20 protein-coding genes are annotated in these 22210 nt (G+C 45.8%); 12 read left to right on the plus strand and 8 right to left on the minus strand.

Going from position 1 to position 22210, the window contains the following annotated elements; genetic code table 11:
- Positions 1-31: 31 nt before the first annotated feature.
- The 3 genes from tssK to tagH are packed head-to-tail and all read right to left on the minus strand — an operon-like array spanning position 32 to position 3721.
- Positions 32-1357 carry a type VI secretion system baseplate subunit TssK gene (gene tssK / locus OW491_RS14115; protein WP_290036576.1) on the minus strand — a complete coding sequence of 442 codons (1326 nt, stop codon included), beginning with the start codon at positions 1355-1357 and terminating at the stop codon, positions 32-34.
- 4 nt (positions 1358-1361) lie between these two features.
- On the minus strand, positions 1362-1871 hold the full coding sequence (gene tssJ / locus OW491_RS14120) for a type VI secretion system lipoprotein TssJ (RefSeq protein ID WP_075171600.1): 510 nt from the start codon (positions 1869-1871) through the stop codon (positions 1362-1364).
- Positions 1868-3721, minus strand: coding sequence for a type VI secretion system-associated FHA domain protein TagH (tagH, locus tag OW491_RS14125; protein ID WP_290036578.1), 1854 nt, complete (start codon positions 3719-3721; stop codon positions 1868-1870). Before tagH ends, tssJ begins: the two co-directional genes overlap by 4 nt.
- Before the next feature lie 296 nt (positions 3722-4017).
- Between tagH and OW491_RS14130 the strand changes: the two genes are divergently transcribed.
- Positions 4018-4419 carry a hypothetical protein gene (locus OW491_RS14130; RefSeq protein ID WP_075171598.1) on the plus strand — a complete coding sequence of 134 codons (402 nt, stop codon included), beginning with the start codon at positions 4018-4020 and terminating at the stop codon, positions 4417-4419.
- A gap of 35 nt (positions 4420-4454) precedes the next feature.
- Here OW491_RS14130 and cysG read toward each other — a convergent pair whose 3' ends face one another.
- The 5 genes from cysG to OW491_RS14155 all read right to left on the minus strand — a co-directional run bounded on the left by cysG (position 4455) and on the right by OW491_RS14155 (position 9659).
- On the minus strand, positions 4455-5894 hold the full coding sequence (gene cysG / locus OW491_RS14135) for a siroheme synthase CysG (RefSeq protein ID WP_290036579.1): 1440 nt from the start codon (positions 5892-5894) through the stop codon (positions 4455-4457).
- A gap of 93 nt (positions 5895-5987) precedes the next feature.
- Positions 5988-6611: a phosphoadenosine phosphosulfate reductase family protein gene (locus OW491_RS14140; protein WP_290036581.1), complete on the minus strand. Its 624-nt coding sequence runs from the start codon at positions 6609-6611 to the stop codon at positions 5988-5990.
- Positions 6612-6668: 57 nt separating this feature from the next.
- A complete protein-coding gene (locus OW491_RS14145; RefSeq protein WP_178968403.1) occupies positions 6669-7160 on the minus strand; it encodes a DUF934 domain-containing protein in 492 nt (163 codons plus the stop codon).
- On the minus strand, positions 7144-8805 hold the full coding sequence (locus OW491_RS14150) for a nitrite/sulfite reductase (RefSeq protein ID WP_075178809.1): 1662 nt from the start codon (positions 8803-8805) through the stop codon (positions 7144-7146). Before OW491_RS14150 ends, OW491_RS14145 begins: the two co-directional genes overlap by 17 nt.
- 68 nt (positions 8806-8873) lie before the next feature.
- Positions 8874-9659, minus strand: coding sequence for a sulfite exporter TauE/SafE family protein (locus OW491_RS14155; protein WP_075171593.1), 786 nt, complete (start codon positions 9657-9659; stop codon positions 8874-8876).
- A 312-nt stretch (positions 9660-9971) separates the two neighbouring features.
- Between OW491_RS14155 and cysD the strand changes: the two genes are divergently transcribed.
- From cysD to nth, 11 genes are all read left to right on the plus strand, one after another.
- The gene (gene cysD, locus OW491_RS14160; protein ID WP_075171592.1) at positions 9972-10889 is read left to right on the plus strand and encodes a sulfate adenylyltransferase subunit CysD; all 918 of its coding nucleotides are present in this window, start codon (positions 9972-9974) and stop codon (positions 10887-10889) included.
- 123 nt (positions 10890-11012) lie between these two features.
- Positions 11013-12680, plus strand: a complete 1668-nt coding sequence (gene cysN, locus OW491_RS14165; RefSeq protein ID WP_075171591.1) for a sulfate adenylyltransferase subunit CysN — start codon at positions 11013-11015, stop codon at positions 12678-12680.
- 162 nt (positions 12681-12842) lie between these two features.
- Positions 12843-13424, plus strand: a complete 582-nt coding sequence (rsxA, locus tag OW491_RS14170; protein WP_075171590.1) for an electron transport complex subunit RsxA — start codon at positions 12843-12845, stop codon at positions 13422-13424.
- A 12-nt stretch (positions 13425-13436) separates the two neighbouring features.
- Positions 13437-14033: an electron transport complex subunit RsxB gene (rsxB, locus tag OW491_RS14175; RefSeq protein WP_075171589.1), complete on the plus strand. Its 597-nt coding sequence runs from the start codon at positions 13437-13439 to the stop codon at positions 14031-14033.
- Positions 14033-16591 (plus strand): electron transport complex subunit RsxC, encoded by a 2559-nt coding sequence (gene rsxC / locus OW491_RS14180; protein WP_290036582.1) that lies wholly within the window; start codon positions 14033-14035, stop codon positions 16589-16591. The genes rsxB and rsxC overlap by 1 nt, the downstream gene beginning before the upstream one ends.
- Before the next feature lie 14 nt (positions 16592-16605).
- Positions 16606-17652, plus strand: coding sequence for an electron transport complex subunit RsxD (rsxD, locus tag OW491_RS14185; protein WP_290036584.1), 1047 nt, complete (start codon positions 16606-16608; stop codon positions 17650-17652).
- Between the two features lie 3 nt (positions 17653-17655).
- Positions 17656-18312 carry an electron transport complex subunit RsxG gene (rsxG, locus tag OW491_RS14190; RefSeq protein ID WP_290036585.1) on the plus strand — a complete coding sequence of 219 codons (657 nt, stop codon included), beginning with the start codon at positions 17656-17658 and terminating at the stop codon, positions 18310-18312.
- Entirely contained in the window at positions 18309-19022 is a 714-nt protein-coding gene (locus OW491_RS14195) for an electron transport complex subunit E (protein ID WP_290036587.1), read from the plus strand. The genes rsxG and OW491_RS14195 overlap by 4 nt, the downstream gene beginning before the upstream one ends.
- 88 nt (positions 19023-19110) lie before the next feature.
- A complete protein-coding gene (locus tag OW491_RS14200) occupies positions 19111-20121 on the plus strand; it encodes a response regulator (protein ID WP_246283321.1) in 1011 nt (336 codons plus the stop codon).
- Positions 20118-21083 (plus strand): diguanylate cyclase, encoded by a 966-nt coding sequence (locus OW491_RS14205; protein WP_075171583.1) that lies wholly within the window; start codon positions 20118-20120, stop codon positions 21081-21083. The genes OW491_RS14200 and OW491_RS14205 overlap by 4 nt, the downstream gene beginning before the upstream one ends.
- Positions 21084-21109: 26 nt before the next feature.
- Entirely contained in the window at positions 21110-21751 is a 642-nt protein-coding gene (gene nth / locus OW491_RS14210) for an endonuclease III (RefSeq protein ID WP_277252801.1), read from the plus strand.
- The last annotated feature ends 459 nt before the right edge of the window (positions 21752-22210 follow it).

The following is a 22210-nucleotide window of genomic DNA, read 5'->3' on the forward strand; positions in this document are numbered from 1 at the left end:
TTTCATTACATCCATGTTTGCTAGTAAGGCGCTATTTAATAGCCCATAACTCTAATTTAACACCGGGAAATTGATTACCAATATGCAACGCCAATCCTTTGGAGGCATGTATCACGTTCCACCATTGCCCTTGCGTATCTAACTCAAAATAGACAGCCCCCGAATAATAGGGAACTTGCCTTGGAGCAACAGGTAGAGGCTCAATTCTTACGCCTGGCAACTGTCTGTTAACTAAGTTATTAATCTGCTCAATTGGCCCCACTTTAGCCTGTACTGGAAACAAGCGACGTAAATCTTCACGAGGCATATCCGCTCTAACCGACAGCACAAAATTAGTCGCCGCTATTTCTGTTTCAGGAATAAACCCTACTCTAATCCCAAAGCCTTTTTCGCTCAGCTCGATTCGAACCGCGCTCTGATCCAGCATTGTACTGAGTGGCTGCTGTAATAGTTGCTCTAGTGCCGTAAAGGTAGCTTCTAAATCCAGATGCTGATAAACCGGCATCTCAGCTACTTTTTTATCGGGATGTGTAAATGTAGCCAACTCACCTGCGAACTGAATCAATGTTTGATAAACAGTTTGCGGATGTAGTTGATCACTGACTAGATAATGCGCCAACACAGGCTCGTATCGATTTAACAATTGAAGTAGTAGAAAGTCGGCCATTTCGGCAGAGCCACCACCGGACGTTGACTTAATACGTTCAGCTAATGCTTCGCTTCGCATATGGGTCAAGCCATGGATTTCTTTCAAACTACGACCAAGCCCTTCTACCGCAAGGAAATCAAGCGCTGGCGGAATAAACCCTTCGTCCAGAATCACCGAACGATTTTTAATCAGCTTAACTCGCGCGATAGGTATTGCCGAATATTGCTGATGATACTGCTGCTGCGATAGCACAGATAATTTTTTCCCTGCAACCTCCACATCAGCCAAGCTGCGACTACCCATGACGACGTCAGAAACTTCGATATTATCAATACGAAAGCGTGCATTGGCATCAGGTGCTGCTTGTCTATCCATCTCTTTTGCGCCGGCTCGCCATAACGGCAACCCTAGATAAATCAATCCCCCCTCATCCTCAACACTGAGCGATATGGGTTCGGGGACATCATCCTCTGCTGGTACATTAATAGGAGTACCGTCAGGCAAAATAGCGCGGCAACGCCTTATGACTATATTACCCAACCGTAAAGCCGACTCATCAATATCAAGCTCTGATACTCCCCAACCATAGCTGGTTAATTGAGCATTGAGCGATGAGACCATTCCTTCAACATAGCGATCCTGCTGCTGAAAATGCTGAGGGCGTATAAACATCCCCTCAAGCCATGCGACCTTTTTATGCCAACTCATTGCCTTACTCCTGATCGGTCAGCAGTATGCGGCTTGTCAACGCTAAAGCCCGCAATGTCATTACCTTTTGCGAACTAATCATTCTTTTCAAAAAGCCGCGCGAGTCACGTACCTGGATCACATCTTTCCAGACTGCATTATCAATATCCTGATAAGCCGCAATGATCGCTATATATTGCGCGTCAGGCTTAAGGTCAGTTTTAAGCTCTTCTAATTGGCTAGGGCTCATCAAGAAAATGCGCGTATCTAATAATGTCGACTGCAAAGGCTCTTCATTATAAAGCGTGAAAAAATCAGCCTGATCAAACTCCGACAATGAATTCAGCTGATACAAACGGATCTCTATTGGTGAAGGCACACCGTTACTATCAGGGTTAACATCATGCGCGGCTTCTATAACCATTTCGAGCTTGATATTAGTTTCTTCGTCTTCAGAAAAAGGGTTCATGGATGAGCACCCTGATAATAAAGCGACACATAGAATCAGACTAGCAACATGCCGTAGTACCATCATTTGTCCAAACTCCTTAACTGATCTTCATAAGCTTTACCAAACTCGGCGGAAAACAGGTCTTGAAATTGATCTTCCATCATGGCGCAGATATCATCATAAAAATCGACATACTCAAGCCAATAATCCACGCGCTGCCGCCCCAAAATACCCTTTTGATGACGCGGGCGACGATCAAATTTACGTTGCAAATCTTCCGGATTAAAGCGCTCTAACAAGTGAGCAAAAGCGGCTTGAATACCGGACATCATCGCCAACTGGTGTGCCTGAATATCTTTAAAGCCCTCATCTACCGCTCGTGGCGCTGACATGTAAGCAGCCGAATCAGCTAGCATCATAATTTTTAATGCTTCTGTTCCCGATGGCGAAAATTTCAGAGGGTTATTATCTACTGGGCGAATCATAGTTTGCTGCAGACGGAATTCACTTTTAACCAAACTACGCGTCGCTAAGGTCTCTACTACTCCCTGAGAATAGTTCTTAATCATAGCGCCCATTTCTTGAGCAAGCTGTGATTTATCTTTGCCTTCCAGCAAAGCAACAGGGATACCCGCCGCTTCTAAAAACTCGTCAAAGAGATCCGATTGACCAACCTCACCCGTCGAAGGTGTTTTATTTGTCTCTAGCGGCTCATGGAGTGGCGCCTGATGATGAGTCACTGTCTTAAATTGAGTTTGTGCAAGCGTCACCTCAGGCTCAGGGCGAGCAGCAAATGCGGAGCCATCCTTCTCCTCGAAGGTCGATTTAACCGGCACATTTTTTGGCTCTTTATTCAGCAGTGCAGCCAACTCGTTTTCGGCGTCTTGCTGCTCTTTATCAAGTACCGGCGCTGGATCTGGTTCAAGAGGCGCCGCAGGCTTTTCATTTAACAAAGCTAGTGCAGCATCAATAATTGAATCAGCTGCAGGCTCAACCGTATCAACAACTTGTTTAGTAGCGGGAGGTTCTGCGCTTTCAACAGGAGTACTTAAAGACGCTTTTTCTGTTGACGGCTTGCGTGGCGTGGAAGTAGAAGCAGCATTGATCAACCCTTCAAACTCCTCATCAACAGAAGGTGCAGGCACATCCACTGCCAACTTAGCAGGTGCAGGGCTTGAAGTACTTACCGCTGGTTTTTCTACCGGCTCAACAGGCTCTTTATCGCTAGCAGACGGCTGACCTAACAAATCCAACCAGTTATCAGGAATAGATGGAGCAGGCTCTTTGTCGGTATCGGTCTGTGGCGCATCATTTAACAACGCTTCACGGTTAGCAGTTTGAGGCCGCACTGAAGGCTGTTTGGCTTCTGGTGGCTTGAACTGCTCCCGCTCGGGAGAAACCGGAGCCATTAACTCACTGACACTTGGTGTTTCAGAAGACAACTGGTGACTTTTAGGAGCGAGTAGTTCATCAATCTCGCTAATAGCGATCTCTCGTTCACCTTGGACTGCCACCTGATCCATAATTTCAGAGAACTCAGGTGTCGTCTCACGAGTATCGTTAGGTGTTAGCAGCTCCTCTATGTCGGTTTGAGAAGCAGTACCATCAAAGGGCGAACGCAAGTCCACTCTGATTTTAAACTCGCCGATCGTCAACATATCGGCATTTTTTAGAATAACCGTCCGACCACGTCCTACAGGGTCTTCGTCATCATTAACGAAAACACCATTCGTACTGATGTCGGTTAGATGGTACTCGTCATTTTTTTTATGAATAACACAGTGCTTGCTGGAGATATGAAGGCGAGCATCGGGCAGAACCCACGTATTGTCCGCAGACCTTCCAATAGAAAAAATGTCTGAATTAACATCAACTTGATAGACATCACCAAGTAACTGGCGCTGCCCACTGGTAACTGTGAGTCTTAAGTCCATTTAAACAACATCCTGTGTCAGTAAAACATCCATCATCTGATGGCCGACAATAGTAGAACAACCAGCTATAAATTTAAAGCAAATAGATAAGCTTTGTCTGCTATAGATAACAAAAAAAGTTACACTGGATTCCCCACTATCTGAGTGTGAGCATTCTCGCATAAGCCATTTGAAATAGTAACGAGCGTACTAATAAATTGGCTGTATCTGTGATAGCGTTCAGTTCGAAAGGTTCAGGCTAAAAAACGATCTAATCGTCATCTCTATATCAACAAAGCCGGTTATAAGGACAGCACATGCCCGCATTGGAAACAGGGATCCCGCTATGGCAGCTAATCAAACACGCTACTCAATGGCTTACCAATCTAAATAGAGCCAATAATAAGCGCAAACTGGAGTCTATCTCTGCTTTACGAGAAGTTGTTCTAGCAGCAAGAGCTACTTCAGTCTATGTTCAGCACATTAATAACGCGGGCATAAGGAGCCATCAAACTGAGGCTCAATTAACAGAGCGATGGACCCAACTAGGGTACACTCTTGAAGACTTAGGCATTCACAAACTAGCTAAGCGCTGTCATGTTTCAGGCACATTTTGGTACAACCCAACCCAAGCCGACCAAGATTTTTTAGAAAAAGCGGATATCGGCTTACAACGTATGCAAACCTTGGCCAATAGCATGCTACAAACACTCAAGTGATACGCCTCACCACCTGAGTGCCGCCCACCTTTACGCTACTTTTCGGCGGTCGTTTTCAACATTCCTAAAGCATGGGTCACATTACTCTGCTCTTGCTGACCAAACCACGCAAGCTGCTCGTGAAGATCAACCACTTCACCCACGATGATCAGCGCAGGCGCCTCTAGCTTCGCATCGGCCTGTTTATCAACGATATCTTCCAGGGTTCCCGTCAATACACGCTGATCGGCCGCCGTCCCTTTAGACACAATAGCAATCGGCGTGGCAGACGGCTTGCCATGATCCAGCAAACCTTGAACCAAAACAGGCAAGGTATGGAGCCCCATATAAAACACCACCGTTTGATTAGGGTGCACTAGCTCCGCATACTCTAAGGCTTGCTGGCGATTCTTAAGCTGACCGGTTACAAATTTGACTGACTGCGCATAGCCTCGGTGCGTTAGCGGAATACCAGCATACGTGGAGCAAGCACTTGCAGCGGTAATGCCCGGCACCACCTGAAAAGGGATACCATGTGCTTTCAACTCTTCTAGCTCTTCGCCACCACGACCAAAAATGAAAGGGTCGCCACCTTTCAGGCGAACAACACGTTTTCCTTTTTTAGCATGCTCAACCAACAGCTGATTAATACCTTCTTGAGGGACAGCATGGTTATCTCGACGCTTACCAACATACACCAAGTCTGCGTCACGACGACAAAGATCCAACACTTCTTTGGATACAAGGTTGTCATAAAAGACGACATCTGCTTGCTGCATCAAGCGCAACGCTTTAAACGTAAGCAACTCAGGATCACCGGGACCAGCCCCTACCAGGTAGACCTCTCCACTTCTATGCCCCGTATCACCTTGCTCTATAGCCGTTTTCAGCTGTGCTTCCGCCTCTTCATTGCGCCCAGAAAACACCTTTTCCGCGATCTGACCTTCTAACACATTCTCCCAGAAGCGACGACGATCATTCAACGATGTAAAGCGTGCCTTCACTTGGCTTCTAAATCGGGCAGCCAAACCACCCAAGCGACTGTACCCTGAAGGGATTAGCGTTTCTAAACGCGCCCGAAGCAGCCTTGCCAATACAGGTGATTCGCCGCCAGAAGTAATACCAATAACGATAGGGGAACGATCCACAATAGCAGGGAATATGAACGTGCATAACGCAGGCGTATCCACAACGTTAACGGGGACATTCTTATCGAGTGCATCAAAATGAATCCGCTCATGCAGCGCGTTATCATCGGTTGCAGCTATTACCAAACACTTACTATCAAGCAATGAGGGGTGATATTCACCGATAATGATTTGATCATCAGGGTCACGCAGCATAAGCCTTAGCTCATCAACAACCGCATGAGAAACAACCGTTAACGACACGCCAGCCCGTTTTAGCAAACGCGCTTTACGCAAAGCGACATCGCCACCACCAACTAATAGCGCCTGACGACCTTTAAGATTAAAGAAGAGAGGTAAAAAATCCACAATGAACCCTCAATGACTGAACGAGCCAACAAAACCTTAATGGCTCAGGCAATGATCACTTCGGGCCCATTCAGTGGAAATTAGCGAGTAAAGTTACAGCTGAGTGTGCAATCCACACTCGCGATTTTCAACCGCTTTTGTAGGGTCAAAGTAATCATGCTCGTTTGGCAGATTATGCTGTTCAAGATACGCCTCAAGATCAGCATCTGTCCAATTGAATAATGGAGCCACCTTAATTATGCCGTCTTTGCTGGCAGAAACAATTTCAAGTGACTGGCGAAACTCGGTCTGATCTTTACGAATCGCGTTTAGCCACAAATCCGGCTTCAACTCGGCCAAAGCACGCTGAAAAGGCTCAAGCTTAACTTGACGAGTAAACTCATCATGCAACTCATCACCTACATCAGGAATACCTTTCATCAACACATTACGGCGCGCCGATGTTTGCTGAGGAATGTATGTTTCTACATTCAAGTTTAAGTCTTGAATTACTTTTTCAGCAAAGCGATAGGTAGCTGATGTATTGTAACCCGAATCAACCCATAACACTTTAATATCAGGCTTTGCTTGAACAGCCATATGCAGTATGACGGATTCGTAAGGTCGAAAATTCGTAGTTACTAACGGGCTCTCAGAGTTTTCTATTGCCCAGGCAATAATTTCTTGAGGCGTTTTACCCTCAAGCGCCGCATTAGCAGCCGCTAAATCAATACTCATTACACTTCACTCCTTTCTCCTGCACATATTTGGCAGGAGAATCTCACCTTATTAGGCTTAACGACGGAAAATAGGACGCGGATCTGCAGCTGTACCTTGATAGTTCACCGTAATTTCAGTGAACGCTTTAAGCGTGTCATCACTGAACGCCTCATCACTAATATCAAAAGCGTTAAAGCCACAGTTTTCCATGTACTCTAGGCGGTCTCGACCAACATCACCTACAGCCCGCACCTCTCCTTTAAAGCCTGCGCGCACAACCTTACGCGCAATACTGAAACCACGACCATCACGAAAAGCAGGGAAATCAATTGCCACCAATGACAGCTCAGACAAACAAGCAATAAGCGCCTGCAAATCATCATCACCATTGACGACCACAGCCACTTTTCCCTCACGCGCTAGCAACTGTGTTTTATTCTCTAGGTAATAGGCAAAAGGAACGACAATATCACCTACCGGTAAGTCCGCATTCGCCTCGATAGCATCCGCAGAGACAAACTGCCATGGATCATTTTCAGCAACCGCTCGATTAATTAACAGGGGCATAAACTCTCTCCTTAAACGGTGCAATACCTAAGCGCTGAACAGTGTCAGCAAACGACTCTTCTTCAGTGCGGTTTTCAACATAGACCGACAAAACGGTTTGCAGGGTTTTAGCAACATCATCTGCGGCAACCGCCTTACCCAGCACCTTACCTAGACGTGCATCGGCTTTAGATGAGCCACCCAGCGTAATTTGATACCAATCTTCGCCTTTCTTATCCACGCCCAAAATACCAATATCAGCGACATGATGGTGACCACATGCATTGATACAACCAGACATATTGAGTCGTATATCACCCAGATCATACAAATGATCCAAATCATCGAAACACTGGTTGATCTGCTCTGCAATATTAATGGTTTTAGCGTTTGCCAAAGCACAGAAATCAAAGCCTGGGCAGCAAATCATATCGGTTAACGTACCGACGTTGGCACGCGCCAACTCATTAGCCTCTAACACCTTCCATAACGCATATAGATCGGATTTTTTAACTTCACCCAAAACGAGGTTTTGATGATGCGTAGAGCGAATCTCACCCATGCTGTATTGGTCAGCCAAATCAGCCACCAAATCCATTTGCGCATCAGTAATATCACCCGGTGCTTTCAACAGCGGCTTAAGAGACACAACCACTGCACGATAGCCATCCACTTTGTGCGCTACCGTATTGCGCTCATACCAAGCATTAAAGGCTTTATCATCTGCTAATTGCTGCGCCAAGCTGGTGTCATTAGCCGCAGAAAGATCATAATCCAGCGGTTTGAAGAATGATTTAGCACGCTCAATTTCAGCCTCAGTCAATGTTAACTGACCATCCTTACCAAAGGATTGCCATTCTGCTTCGACTAACTCAGAAAATGCTTCAACACCCATCGCATCTACTAAAATTTTGATACGCGCTTTGTATTTGTTATCACGACGCCCATTGAGGTTATAAACACGTAAAATAGCATCCAGATAAGATAACAAATGCTGTTTTGGCAGAAAGCTGCGTACTACCTTACCAATAAACGGCGTACGGCCTAAACCACCACCAACCAGCACTTCAAAACCAACCTCACCTTCATCATTACGCACAATATGTAGACCTATATCGTGCACTTGAGAAGCGGCACGATCTTCAGGACCACCTGTTACTGCTATTTTAAATTTACGTGGTAAATAAGCGAATTCCGGATGCAATGTTGACCACTGACGAATAATCTCGCAATACGGGCGCGGATCTTCAATCTCGTTCGCATTAATACCTGCATACTCATCCGTTGTAGTGTTACGGATGCAGTTACCAGAAGTCTGAATAGCGTGCATCTGCACTTCAGCCAATTCAGCCAAAATATCAGGCACTTCTTCCAGCTTAGGCCAGTTATATTGAATGTTAGTTCGGGTGGTGAAGTGACCATAACCCTTATCATACTTACGGGCGATATGAGCCAGTTTACGCATCTGAGTAGAAGACATCAGACCGTACGGCACTGCCACGCGCAACATTGGCGCATAACGCTGAATGTATAAACCATTCATTAATCGTAGCGCTAAAAAATCATCCTCTGGCAGCTCACCGGCCAAAAAACGTCGTGTCTGATCTCGGAACTGCTCGACTCGTTCCTGAACCAGCGTCTGATCGACTTCATTATACTGATACATGTTTCACCCATTTGGCAGTTAACTGCCCACTTTGATTCTTAATTAATGTCTAAAATTTCTAATTATGATCAGCCTGCCAAGACAAAGCGCAAGCCGATAGCAAACAACACAGATCCCATAATAGGCTGCATTACCTTAGGCGAAAGCTTTGCACCTAGGTAACTGCCGACAAACACGCCCGGCAAAGAACCTATTAACAAATACCCCAGTAACGCCAAATCCACACTACCCATAGTGTAATGACCAGCTCCCGCCACACCCGTCAAAATAACAGCGTGAAATAAGTCGGTACCAACGATAGTTGGCATGCTCATCCTTGGGTACAAGGTAATCAACAGCGCCGTTCCCAGCGCACCTGCACCGACGGAAGATAATGTGACCAAGCACCCCAGCACAAGACCCATAACAAAAGTTACATAAGGTCTTATTTTTCGTGCGCTAGATACCCATGGTTTACTCTCTTGCTGCAGCGCAAACTCACGAATGCGGTTACGCCCAAAAACAGCAATAGACGTTAGGATTAATGAAAAACCTAACGTTAGATTCATCAAATGCTCGATTTGCGATAAATCAGCAAACCCTTTTAGATAATTAAGGGTCAGCAGACTGCCGGGAATACTACCCAACAACAGCAAAATCACAACCCGCCAAGCAATTAATTGTTTGCGCGCATACGCAAAAACCCCACCACTTTTGGTCACAGACGCGTATATAAGGTCCGTACTCACGGCAACAACCGGAGGTATGCCAAATATCACGATCAAAATAGGGGTCATTAATGCCCCACCGCCGATACCTGTAAGTCCGACAACAAAGCCAACTAGCAGCCCAGCAAAGCTATAAGCAAATTCCATAAACGTCAGATACCAGTATCATTGTGCAGATAAATTTCTATGCGGCATAATACCAGCAATTTATATAACCTAAAATAATAGTTTTTTATTTTCTTATACCGAAAGGCGATATAAGAGACATTACCTCACCAAACCTAAGCGTTTGCTCTAAGCACACCGCCATATATTCCATTTAGAAATAACAAGATTGCTATTTATTCCTTTTATTAGATAAGCGTCTTTGCAATAATGCGCCCCATTCTAGAGGAGCTGCACCCACAACCTTCAGCTTCGACTAACCTATTTTAAAGTTAAATGAGTAGGCACATACTGATGACATCTTTACCAGAACACCGTCTGACCCACTTAAAACAGCTGGAATCAGAAAGTATCCAAATTATTCGCGAAGTAGCCGCTGAGTTTGACAACCCAGTTATGCTTTACTCTGTCGGTAAAGACTCAGCTGTTATGCTGCACCTTGCTCGCAAGGCCTTTTTCCCTGGCAAGCCTCCCTTCCCTCTACTGCATGTGGATACCACATGGAAGTTTAAGGAAATGATCAGTTTCCGTGACAAAATGGCCGAAGAAGTAGGCATGGACTTGATCGTCCACATTAACCAAGAAGGTGTAGATATGGGCGTAGGCCCATTTACTCATGGGTCATCTAAGCACACCGACATCATGAAAACGCAGGCACTCAAGCAAGCACTCAACAAATACAAGTTTGATGCCGCTTTTGGTGGTGCCCGTCGTGACGAGGAAAAATCACGAGCTAAAGAGCGCGTGTTTTCTTTCCGCGATAAGAACCATCGCTGGGACCCAAAAAATCAGCGCCCTGAGCTATGGAACATCTTCAACACACGTGTTGACCAAGGCGAAAGCATTCGTGTCTTCCCACTATCCAACTGGACAGAGCTAGATATCTGGCAATACATCTACCTAGAGAGCATTCCGATTGTTCCTCTTTACTACTCAGACATCCGTCCTGTGGTTGAGCGCGATGGCATGCTCATTATGGTCGACGACGAGCGCATGCCTTTGCAAGAAGGCGAAAAACCCATGATGAAAAATGTGCGTTTCCGTACGCTAGGCTGCTACCCATTAACTGGGGCTGTTGAATCTGACGCAGCAACATTGCCTGAGATCATTCAAGAAATGCTACTAACGACCACATCGGAACGCCAAGGCCGCGCCATTGACCACGATTCATCTGGCTCAATGGAGAAAAAGAAAATGGAAGGTTACTTCTAGGCACAACAACAGCCCGCTTCAATAACGCAAGCCAACGCGTTAGAGGCAGGGATAAATGCCTAGCGCAGTACAAAACCTGTATTGCATCCATTTTTAGGAACGAATTTGTAGAGAGTAAAACTCATGAGCCACCAGTCTGATCTTATTTCAAGCGACATCAAAGAGTATTTAAACCAGCACGAAAACAAAGAGCTATTGCGCTTTTTGACTTGCGGCAGCGTAGATGACGGCAAATCCACACTTATTGGTCGTCTTTTACATGACTCAAAAATGATTTATGAAGACCAGCTCGCGGCAATCCAAAGTGATAACGCTCGTGTAGGTAACGCTGGCGAAGAACTGGATCTCGCATTGCTAGTTGATGGCTTACAAGCCGAACGCGAGCAAGGAATTACAATTGATGTAGCGTATCGGTATTTTTCGACAGACAAACGCAAATTTATCATTGCGGACACCCCAGGGCACGAACAATACACGCGCAACATGGCTACCGGTGCTTCGACATGCGATCTAGCCATCATCCTGATTGATGCTCGCTATGGTGTACAAACGCAAACTAAACGCCACAGCTTTATCGTGTCGCTATTAGGTATCAAGCACACGATTATTGCTGTCAACAAGATGGACCTCGTTGAGTTTAGCGAAGATCGATTCGAGCAAATCAAAGCAGACTATCTCGCTTTCTCTAATCAGCTGGATTTGCCGGATATTCAATTTGTTCCGATGTCAGCATTAAAAGGCGATAACGTTGTTAACGCCTCTGAAAAAATGGCTTGGTACGATGGCCAGCCATTAATGAAGTTGTTAGAGACGGTGCCGGTTATCAATGATCAGAACTTTGATGAATTACGCTTCCCCGTTCAATATGTTAACCGCCCAAACCTGGATTTCCGCGGCTATTGCGGCACGTTAACATCGGGTGTTGTTCGCCCCGGTGATGAAATTACCGTTATGCCTTCTGGCAAAACCTCACGCGTAAAATCGATTGTTACTTTTGACGGCGAAATCCCTGAAGCCTTCCCTCCTATGGCTATTACATTAACGCTAGAAGATGAGATCGACATCTCGCGCGGTGATGTCCTCGTCAATAGTGCTCAGGTCCCACGTACCACTAATCGTTTCGATGCTTCATTGGTATGGATGTCTGAAAACTCATTGGTTCAAGGCAAACAGTACGATATCAAATTGTTAACTAGTCGCGTTGCTGGCTCAATTACTGCTATACGCCATAAAATTGATGTTAACACCTTGGAAACGTCATCCACCGCCACCTTAGGCCTTAATGAGATTGGCCGTTGTGAGCTAACACTAGAACGCTCAATTATCGCTGACAACTACAAATCGTTCCGTGGCACTGGCTCTTTTATTGTCGTAGACCGCCTAACAAACGAAACAGTAGCAGCTGGCATGATGATTGAAGCCGATCAGCAAGCCGACCTCAACTTATTTGAGAGTTCACAAGTCTCAGCAAAAGATCGCGCAGGCCGTTTTGGCCAGAAGGCCGCTATTGTCAAAGTTGAAGGTCCTTATGCGAGCAGCCTGATCTATTCGCTTGAAAAAGCCCTGTTTGATCAAGGCCGTGTTGCCTCAGCGCTAGTTAGCACCGAGATTACAGCTGAGCTAGCCGATAAAGTTGATGCCGTTGCCCAACTCCTAAAACAACAGGGCATCATTGTGTTAACCGATACCGGCACTAGCAACACTGATTTGCTGTTAACAGCCAATAATGAGCTAGATTCAGATCAACTCAAGCAAGCAGTAGCCTCGTTGCGGGAGCAAGATCTGGTATAATTGCGTTAATTCAGCGGCGGGCTGCTCGAAAAAGACTTTTTTAGCATTACCTGTCGCCGTTACCACATGGAAAACGTTGGTAACGTTAACGCATACCAGCAAGGTACTCATTAACCTTTCCGACGGTCTTTAGCCGTCGGAAAACGTTTTGAAGCAGACAATATGACCGATTTCCTTCTGATTCTCGTCAGCACAGTATTAGTGAATAACTTCGTTCTAGTGCAGTTCCTAGGGCTATGTCCGTTTATGGGCGTTTCTAATAAACTAGAAACCGCCATGGGCATGTCATTAGCGACCACGTTCGTACTGACACTGTCATCTGTCTGTAGCTACCTTGCTTATACCTACTTATTACAACCTTTCGATTTAGGCTACTTAAGAACCATTTCATTTATATTGGTTATAGCCGTCGTTGTGCAGTTTACCGAGATGGTGGTTAAGAAAACGAGCCCTCTTCTTTATAAGGTGCTAGGCATTTTCTTACCCCTTATCACAACTAACTGTGCCGTGCTGGGTGTAGCACTATTGAACATAAAAAAGCAAAACGGCTTTATGGAGTCTATCTTTTACGGATTTGGCGCCGCCGTTGGCTTCTCGTTAGCGCTTATCTTGTTTTCCGCTATCCGTGAGCGTATTGCTGTTGCCGATGTTCCTACACCGTTTCGTGGAGCTGCCATAGGCATGGTAACCGCAGGTTTAATGTCACTAGCATTTATGGGCTTTACCGGCCTCGTCTCGTTTTAGTAGGTGTCAATAATGAGTGCCGTATTAATTGCCATATTGGTCTTGCTGGGTTTAGCCGTCGTGTTTGGCTTAATTCTCGGTTATGCCGCCGTTCAATTTAAAGTAGAAGGCAACCCTATCGTTGATCAAATTGACGATATATTGCCACAAACACAGTGTGGGCAGTGTGGCTACCCTGGATGCCGTCCGTATGCCGAGGCCATTTCTAATGGCGACGCTATCAACAAGTGTCCTCCTGGAGGCCAAAGCACCATCGATGCATTAGCAGACCTATTAGACGTTGAAGCAGTACCTTTGGATTCCGAGCACGGCGAAGAGCAAATCAAAAAAATAGCCTACATTCGTGAAGACGAGTGCATCGGCTGTACCAAGTGTATTCAAGCCTGCCCTGTCGATGCCATCGTTGGCGCAGCAAAACAAATGCACACCGTAATAACCTCCGAATGCACAGGCTGTGATCTATGCGTAGAACCCTGCCCTGTTGATTGTATTGATATGTTACCTATCCCAACCACGTTAAACACATGGAAATGGGAGCAGCCCGTGCCGGGCGTTGCATTAATTGCAACCGACTCAGGCCGAGGAAGTGAGCAGCGAGGCGCAGCATAATGGGCAAAATATTCGCCTTCCATGGTGGTATCCATCCACCCGAAAACAAAAAGCAATCAACACGTTCGCCCATACGGCCAGCCCCCGTACCAGCGCAATTAACGGTTCCGTTACAACAGCACATTGGTGCACCGGCAAAACCGTGCGTTCAACCAGGGCACCATGTACTCAAAGGCCAGGTCATTGCTCTTGCACAGGGCAAAATTAGTACCTCAGTCCATGCTCCTTCGTCCGGCACCGTAATCGAAATTGCGCCTAAGCCTGTACCCCATGTATCTGGTTTAAGCGCCCCTTGTATTGTTATAGAAACCGATGGCAAAGACACATGGATTGACCATACCGGTTTACCCGATTATACCCAGCTTAAACAGAATGAGCTTATCGACTATATCCGGCACCATGGCATTTCCGGTATGGGCGGAGCTGGTTTCCCTACGGATATCAAGCTACATCTTGGCGACGACCACATAGTGAACACGTTAGTGATCAATGCCGCTGAGTGCGAACCCTACATCACAGCTGACGATATGCTGTTGCGTGAGCGTGCAGAACAAGTTATTGGCGGTATAGAGATCATTAATTATCTGCTACGCCCCAGCCATATTTTGATCGGTATTGAAGATAACAAATCACATGCCATACGTGTTTTAGAGGAAGCGGTACGGAAGAGTTCTCTGAACATCGATATTGTTGTCGTGCCAACAAAGTACCCTTCAGGCGGCGAAAAACAACTCATTAAATTATTAACAGGTGTGGAAGTCCCTAGCGGCAAAATTCCCGCCGATGTAGGCATCGTATGTCAAAACGTGGGCACCGCTGCTGCAATTCATCAAGCGGTTACACAGGGCATACCTTTAATTTCACGTATTGTGACCGTAACTGGCGATGCCGTTAGAAAACCACAAAATCTAGAGGCTTTAATTGGAACGCCTTTCAAAACGCTGCTCACAGCTGCCGACTTGCAAGAAAATAAGCTAAGTCGCTTAGTTATGGGTGGGCCAATGATGGGATTCACTATTGAAGACGATCAGATCCCAGTAATTAAAACCTCAAACTGCATCATCGCCGCCACGTTAGATGAAATGCCGCCCGCCCCACCCGCACTAGCGTGCATACGCTGCGGTTTATGCGAGCAGGTCTGCCCTGCGGAGCTATTGCCACAACAATTACATTGGTTTGCTAAAAGCCGTGAACTTGAAAAAGCAAAACATCACAACCTATTTGATTGCATTGAGTGTGGCGCGTGCTCCTATGTTTGCCCGAGCAATATTCCGTTGGTGCAATACTACCGTTATGCTAAAAACGAAATTCGAGAAGAAGAAGCAGAACAACGCAAAGCTGAGCAAGCTCGCCAGCGCTTTGAAGCTCGTCAGGCACGCTTAGAGCAAGAGAAGATCGACAAAGAAAATCGCCGCCGCGAGCGAGCAGAGCAAGCTGCGAAAGCCCAAAAAGCAAAACAAGCGGCCCCTGCCAGCGAGTCTACACCTAAAGCAACAGCGCCTGGCGATGAACTCAAGAAACTAAAAACAGCGGCCGCCATTGCTAGAACAAAGCTAAAGAAAGCACAAACTGCGCTAGAAAAAGCTAAAGCCGAAGGGATGGATGATCTTTCAGAGCTGACGGAACAGCACCAATTGGCCGAAAAAGCAGCCAATGAAGCCCAGCAAGCATTTGAGCAAGCCGAAAAGTCCGCGGCTACCGCCGCTCCATCTGGGCCTGATCTCAAGCAGCTAAAAACGCAGGCTGCAGTGGCTCGTACAAAGCTCAAAAAAGCACAGCAAGCACTTAAAAACGCAGAAGAAAAAGGGCAAGACGGTATTGAATCTCTGCGCACTACCGTTCAAGAACTTGAGGCAAAGGCAGCCGCAGCCCAGCAGGCGTTCGACGACGCCGAACAAAGCAACGAGGCTAGTCATACTGCGCCGGGAGAAAATCCTAAACTCAACGGTTTAAAAGAAGACGCCGAAAAAGCCAAGGCGACACTCGATAAGGCCGAAAAAGCATTAGCTGCAGCGATTGAATCAGGCAGCCCTGCGGCCGAAAAAATGAAAGCAGGTGTCGAAAAATTATCAGCTAAATACCAAGCCGCCCAATCAGCTTATGAAGCGGAAGCTAAAAGTACGACACCCACAACTGCCCCCGCCAAGAAAGAAGAGGCCCAGCTTGACGCAAAGACACTGAAACAGAATGTGTCGATTATGCGTACCAAGCTCAAAAAAGCTGAAAAGGCATTAGGGGAAGCCGATGCAGGTTCGGATACCGCTGTCGAATTAAAAGCCGAAATTGACCGGCTCACCTCGCTACATAACGAAGCAAAGCTTGCTCTAGAGGCCGTCGAGGCTAAACAGCAGGCTGATGCCGCGAAACAAGGTATCGACCTCAAGCAATTGAAAGTCGATGCAGCAATGGCTAGAGCGGCTGTCACAAAAGCTGAACGAGCCATCAAAAAACAGCAAGAGACAGAACCTGAAGCAGAACTGACTAGTTTAAAAGAGTCGCTTGTAGCCGCGCAAAACCATGCCGAACAATTAAACAAAACTTTAAGCCAATTTGAGTAGGAAACATTATCGCTATGGCGCTAATTCGAGTGACATCACCGCACGTTCATAAACCAGCAGGCACCTCTGAGGTCATGCGTCTGGTTATTCTGGCAACCGTGCCCGGAATTTGTGCGATGACCTTTTTCTTCGGCTGGGGCACTCTTATCAATTTAGTCTTAGCTTGCAGTCTGGCTTTAATGTTTGAAGCTATTTGCATTAAAGCCCGCCACCGCCCGATCTCCTTCTATCTGAAAGATAACAGCGCTTTGGTTACAGCGGTGCTGTTGGCATTATCCCTCCCTCCATTTGCTCCTTGGTGGCTCACTACGGTTGCCGTATTTGTAGCCATAGTTATCGCCAAGCAGCTTTACGGTGGAATAGGACAAAACCCGTTTAACCCAGCGATGATCGCTTATGCATTAGTACTCATTTCTTTTCCTATCGAAATGACACGCTGGACTGGTCCTTTTGTCATGCAAGCGGCAGAAGGCTGGCAAGTACTCAGCTTTACAGACACGCTCAATGTTATTTTTGGAGGATGGCAAACGGCTGCGGACGCTTTCACTTCAGCAACGCCACTAGACGAGATGCGTCACCGAGCAGGCATGACAACAACCGAAATTTGGCGTAGCTCCAGCGTGCTCGCCAACATCGGTGCATGGCATGCGGTTAGCGCCGCTTATCTCATGGGTGGTATTTTCTTACTGTATAAAAAAATATTTACATGGCACACGCCCGCCTCTCTTATATTAACCCTAGCAGCGGTCTCGTTGCTCTTTTACGTCATTTCACCGGATAACTATACCGATCCAATTTTTCACATTAGCGTAGGCGCGACAATCTTCGGTGCTTTCTTCATCGCTACAGATCCCGTTTCTGCAGCAACGAGCAACATTGGCAAAATTTGGTATGGCGCAGGTATTGGCTTATTAATTTATATCATCCGCACGTGGGGGAACTACCCAGATGCGGTTGCGTTTAGTGTACTTATTATGAACTTAGCCGCTCCTTTTATTGACCAATACACCCAACCACGCACATATGGTCATAAGTCAGCTAATCGCGGCATGAAGGAGTAGGTCATGGAGCTTATAGCCTCATTACGTAAAAACACCTTGGGCATCTCTATTTTTGCCATTGTTACAGCTGGGCTGATAGCCGTAACACAAGTACTGACTAAAGATACGATTACCGAAAACCGTCGCCAGGAAGAAGCGAGTGCGCTTTATCAAATTATTCCTCAAGCGAACATTGATAATGATCTTCTGAGCAGCAAAATTCACATACCAGCACCCGAGCTAGGTTATGACAATGCGGGAGTTTACCAAGCCCTGAAAGACGGGAAAGTAACCGCTGTCATTTTACCTGTGATCGCTCCTGATGGTTACTCCGGTAACATTAATCTCATCGTTGGCGTTAATGCAGACGCGTCCGTTGCGGGTGTTCGAGTACTTGCACATCAAGAAACACCAGGATTGGGTGATAAAATTGATTTAAAAAAATCACCTTGGATCTTAAGCTTCAACGGCAAACAATTTACTGGCGCTATTGATTCTGAATGGGCTGTCAAAAAAGACGGTGGACAGTTTGATCAATTTACCGGTGCCACTATCACTCCGCGCGCTGTTGTCAGTGCCGTAGGCCGTGCCCTACAATTTTTTGAATTAAACCGTGACGAGCTTCTGGCACCAACGACAGGCTCAACAGCCACCCAAGCCCCACGTGAGGATGCATCATGAGTATCGATTATCGAAAAATCACAACGGATGGCCTATGGACTAACAACCCTGCACTTGTTCAGTTATTGGGGTTATGCCCATTATTAGCGGTTACCGCATCCGTCGTAAATGCGCTGAGCTTGGGGGTGGCCAGCACACTTGTGTTAACAGGTTCCAACCTAACAGTGTCTATATTCCGAAAGTTTGTTCCAGATGCAGTACGTTTACCTGTGTTTGTGATGATCATTGCGGCTTTTGTAACGGTCATCGAGCTATTAATGCAAGCCGTTACCTATGAGCTTTATCTTATTCTTGGCATTTTTATCCCACTCATTGTTACCAATTGCGTCATCATGGGTCGCGCCGATGCATTTGCTTCAAAAAATCCGGTCCAAGCTTCTGCACTTGATGGGTTCATGATGGGGCTTGGTTTTACTCTGGTACTTATCGTATTAGGCGGCTTAAGAGAAGCTCTAGGATCAGGCACTCTTTTTGCTAATATGCAGCTATTGTTTGGACCTGTGGCGCAAAACTGGGAAATTACGCTAATAGAGGATTACAAAGGCTTTTTGTTTGCTATATTACCTCCTGGGGCATTTGTTGGTTTAGGACTGTTGATCGCTGTTAAAAACATTATTGACGCACGCGCTAAGCAACAGGCTGCGAAAAGTAAGCCCGAAAAAGAACCCAGCGAAAGCCGCCGAGTTAGAGTTACAGGACAAATCAGCTAGTACACATTCAAAGCAAACCTCTGTTTTCTTTGAATGCACTTTTCCTGTAATTTCAAAGAGAGTAAAACAGCATGATTAAGGAACGCTTTTGAATACGCCTATTCCTGTCGTTATTTGTGATGACTCCTCCCTCGCCAGAAAACATATGGCGAGGTCGCTACAAGGCTGGAATGTTGATATAACCTTTGCATCAAACGGTTTAGAAGCGCTTGAGGCAATACAAAACGGCTTAGGGCACCTTGTATTTTTAGACTTGAATATGCCCATCATGGATGGTTATCAGGTCCTAGAACGCATTCAACGAGACGATCTCCCCACGCTTGTACTCGTGGTTTCAGGCGACATACAACCCGACGCAACCAAGCGCGTAAAGTCACTAGGGGCCTTAGATTTCATCAAGAAGCCAATCAACGAGCAAATCGTTAGTGACATTCTGCATCAGTATGGCCTTTTACAAGAGCTAAGCCCTAATTCAGAACAACCCAAACGCCATAACCCCATAGATACTACGATTGATTTACAAAGCTATTATCAAGAAATCGCTAACGTTGCTATGGGGCGAGCAGGCGACCGACTAGCTAGATTACTGGGAGTCTTCATCCACCTCCCAATTCCCCGGGTCCGCTTAATCAGCATTAATGAACTTGCGATGACTTTGCAAACACATATCCAACGCGAGGCCAGTGCAACCGTCAGCCAAGGCTTTGTTGGATCCGGGATAGCCGGAGAAGCGCTGCTACTTTTCACCGAAACAAGCATCAAGGATATGGCAACATTGATGCGATACGACGATGCACTCACACCCGAGGCCGAGCGAGAAATACTCATTGATCTTGCCAACGTGCTCAGCGGCGCCTTCATAAATAGTCTAGCATTACAGTTAGACGTAAATTTTAGTCAAGGCCCCCCCTCCATCATCGGGTTGCATGGTAACTTACCAGAAATGGATACCCAGCAAAAAAACTGGGAAAAGACCTTATCTATTGAAATAGGATATCGGATTGGAGAGAAAACCATCAGTTGCGATCTGTTATTGCTCTTTACTGAAGACTCTTTAACCACTATGAATAACCGAGCCAAATTTTTCGAGACCTTATGAGCACAGAAGATCAAAGCGTTACCGAGTTACATCAGCAACTCAGCTTACTCCAAAACCTTGATGTCGGCGTTCTCATTTTAGATAGGGAATACCGCATTAGGCTATGGAACGAGTTTATGGAAAACCATTCAGGTCTTTTGTATAACGATGTGAACAAAAAGAACGTTTTCGAACGCTTTCCCGAGCTCCCAGTGCAATGGTTTAAGCATAAAGTCGATTCGGTATTTTTATTAAAGAACCGATCCTTTATCACATGGGAACAGCGCCCGTACTTATTCAAATTTAAAAGTTACCGCCCTATCACCGGCCTTGCGCCCACCATGTACCAAAATGCAACTCTGTTACCCTTACCCTCTCCAACGGGTCGTATCGAGCAAATAGCTATCCTCATCTATGATGTTACTGATACAGCATTAAGCCGCCAAGAACTTGAGTCAGCGAACCATCAACTAAGAACCCTCAGTGAAACTGACCAGCTCACAGGCTTGTACAACCGAGGCTTCTGGGAAAACCGGCTCAAAGACGAGTTCTCTCGTTACGCTCGCAGCTTGTCTAGCTCAGCATTAATCATGTTAGATATTGATTACTTTAAAAAAGTAAACGACCAATACGGCCACTTAGCCGGTGATGCCGTTCTAAAAAACCTAGCCCACATTCTACGTGAAGCCACACGGACAACCGACTACGTAGGGCGCTACGGAGGAGAAGAGTTTGCACTGCTTTTAATCGGTACAACCGCTCGCAAGGCACAAAGCGTCGTTGAACGCATCCAAGAGCTCATAGCCGCGGCACGTGTATCGGTTGATGATTATACCATTACTTATACCGTGAGCATGGGGCTCACCGAAGTGCACCCCATATTCCAAACTCACGAACAGTGGATAAAAATGGCCGATCAAGCCTTGTACCTGTCCAAAGAGAATGGGCGTAACCAAATGACCCTATTAGTTCCTGACAGCTAACCAACCGACCAAAACGCTTCTTTTTTATGAATAAAACCAAACGATTTGAAATTTTTAGTCGCTGGCAAGCAGAGAATCCTCATCCCAAGACAGAACTTGAATACACGACCCCTTTCGAGCTGCTAATTGCTGTTATTTTATCTGCCCAAGCTACAGACGTCAGTGTTAACAAGGCCACCCGCAAGTTATACCCAATAGCCAATACACCCGAAACCATTTATGCCTTGGGGGTAGATGGATTAAAAAGCTATATAAAAACCATTGGCTTGTTTAACAGCAAAGCAGACAATGTCATCAAGGCCTGCAAAATGCTTATTGATCTTCACAACTCAACGGTACCGGATAACCGTGAGGCGCTAGAAGCGCTCCCTGGGGTCGGGCGTAAAACGGCTAACGTTGTGCTTAATACAGCCTTTGGGCAACCAACCATGGCTGTTGATACCCATATATTCCGCGTCGCTAATCGAACCAAAATAGCCCCCGGAAAAAATGTTCTTGAAGTTGAAAAGCAGCTATTAAAGTTTATCCCTAAGCCTTTCTTGATTGATGCCCATCACTGGATGATTCTACATGGCCGCTATGTATGCACAGCACGCAAACCCAAATGCGGCAGTTGCATCATTGAAGATTTATGCGAATTTAAAGAAAAAACAGAGCCATCAGGTTAAAAAAAAGCGTTTATTACAGCTTGTACACTTTTCCCCAATATCTGTGGATAACTTTGTTTATATCTTTTTAGTAGATTGCTATAAGCCCCGTATTTACTGGCTCGTCAGCAAATTGCTCGATTTTCAACCAACACAAATAAACACTTCAAAATCAACAGCTTACATTAATCAACAGAATTTTTAATAAAAAAAATCTTGTTTTTTCTTACCTAGGTGTTCTACAAAATTAGTATGTGGATTATCTATAAAAAAGAGATAAATTTGCTAGATTAATGCTTGAATTATTCATAGATATCGCGTTGCAGTGGATATTTTGAGCGCTGATCATTCTTCTGTAGATAACTTTTACAAAGTCAGGAGGTAATTAAACAACAGTGGTGATACTAAGAGCCGCCAGATACTATATAAGGCAGCTCATTAATCTTACTAGGAAGGGTTAGCAAACTAACCAGCTTGCTA

It is taken from the genome of Neptunomonas sp. CHC150, from assembly GCF_030397555.1.
GTDB classification, from domain to species: domain Bacteria; phylum Pseudomonadota; class Gammaproteobacteria; order Pseudomonadales; family Balneatricaceae; genus Neptunomonas; species Neptunomonas phycophila.

Excerpts from the sequence above, each read along its gene's own strand:
- tssK (WP_290036576.1), bottom strand. The coding sequence starts at position 1,357 with ATGAGTTGGCATAAAAAGGTCGCATGGCTTGAGGGGATGTTTATACGC.
- tssJ (WP_075171600.1), bottom strand. The coding sequence starts at position 1,871 with ATGATGGTACTACGGCATGTTGCTAGTCTGATTCTATGTGTCGCTTTA.
- tagH (WP_290036578.1), bottom strand. The coding sequence starts at position 3,721 with ATGGACTTAAGACTCACAGTTACCAGTGGGCAGCGCCAGTTACTTGGT.
- OW491_RS14130 (WP_075171598.1), top strand. The coding sequence starts at position 4,018 with ATGCCCGCATTGGAAACAGGGATCCCGCTATGGCAGCTAATCAAACAC.
- OW491_RS14140 (WP_290036581.1), bottom strand. The coding sequence starts at position 6,611 with ATGAGTATTGATTTAGCGGCTGCTAATGCGGCGCTTGAGGGTAAAACG.
- OW491_RS14145 (WP_178968403.1), bottom strand. The coding sequence starts at position 7,160 with ATGCCCCTGTTAATTAATCGAGCGGTTGCTGAAAATGATCCATGGCAG.
- OW491_RS14150 (WP_075178809.1), bottom strand. The coding sequence starts at position 8,805 with ATGTATCAGTATAATGAAGTCGATCAGACGCTGGTTCAGGAACGAGTC.
- OW491_RS14155 (WP_075171593.1), bottom strand. The coding sequence starts at position 9,659 with ATGGAATTTGCTTATAGCTTTGCTGGGCTGCTAGTTGGCTTTGTTGTC.
- cysD (WP_075171592.1), top strand. The coding sequence starts at position 9,972 with ATGACATCTTTACCAGAACACCGTCTGACCCACTTAAAACAGCTGGAA.
- cysN (WP_075171591.1), top strand. The coding sequence starts at position 11,013 with ATGAGCCACCAGTCTGATCTTATTTCAAGCGACATCAAAGAGTATTTA.
- rsxA (WP_075171590.1), top strand. The coding sequence starts at position 12,843 with ATGACCGATTTCCTTCTGATTCTCGTCAGCACAGTATTAGTGAATAAC.
- rsxB (WP_075171589.1), top strand. The coding sequence starts at position 13,437 with ATGAGTGCCGTATTAATTGCCATATTGGTCTTGCTGGGTTTAGCCGTC.
- rsxC (WP_290036582.1), top strand. The coding sequence starts at position 14,033 with ATGGGCAAAATATTCGCCTTCCATGGTGGTATCCATCCACCCGAAAAC.
- rsxD (WP_290036584.1), top strand. The coding sequence starts at position 16,606 with ATGGCGCTAATTCGAGTGACATCACCGCACGTTCATAAACCAGCAGGC.
- rsxG (WP_290036585.1), top strand. The coding sequence starts at position 17,656 with ATGGAGCTTATAGCCTCATTACGTAAAAACACCTTGGGCATCTCTATT.
- OW491_RS14195 (WP_290036587.1), top strand. The coding sequence starts at position 18,309 with ATGAGTATCGATTATCGAAAAATCACAACGGATGGCCTATGGACTAAC.
- OW491_RS14205 (WP_075171583.1), top strand. The coding sequence starts at position 20,118 with ATGAGCACAGAAGATCAAAGCGTTACCGAGTTACATCAGCAACTCAGC.
- nth (WP_277252801.1), top strand. The coding sequence starts at position 21,110 with ATGAATAAAACCAAACGATTTGAAATTTTTAGTCGCTGGCAAGCAGAG.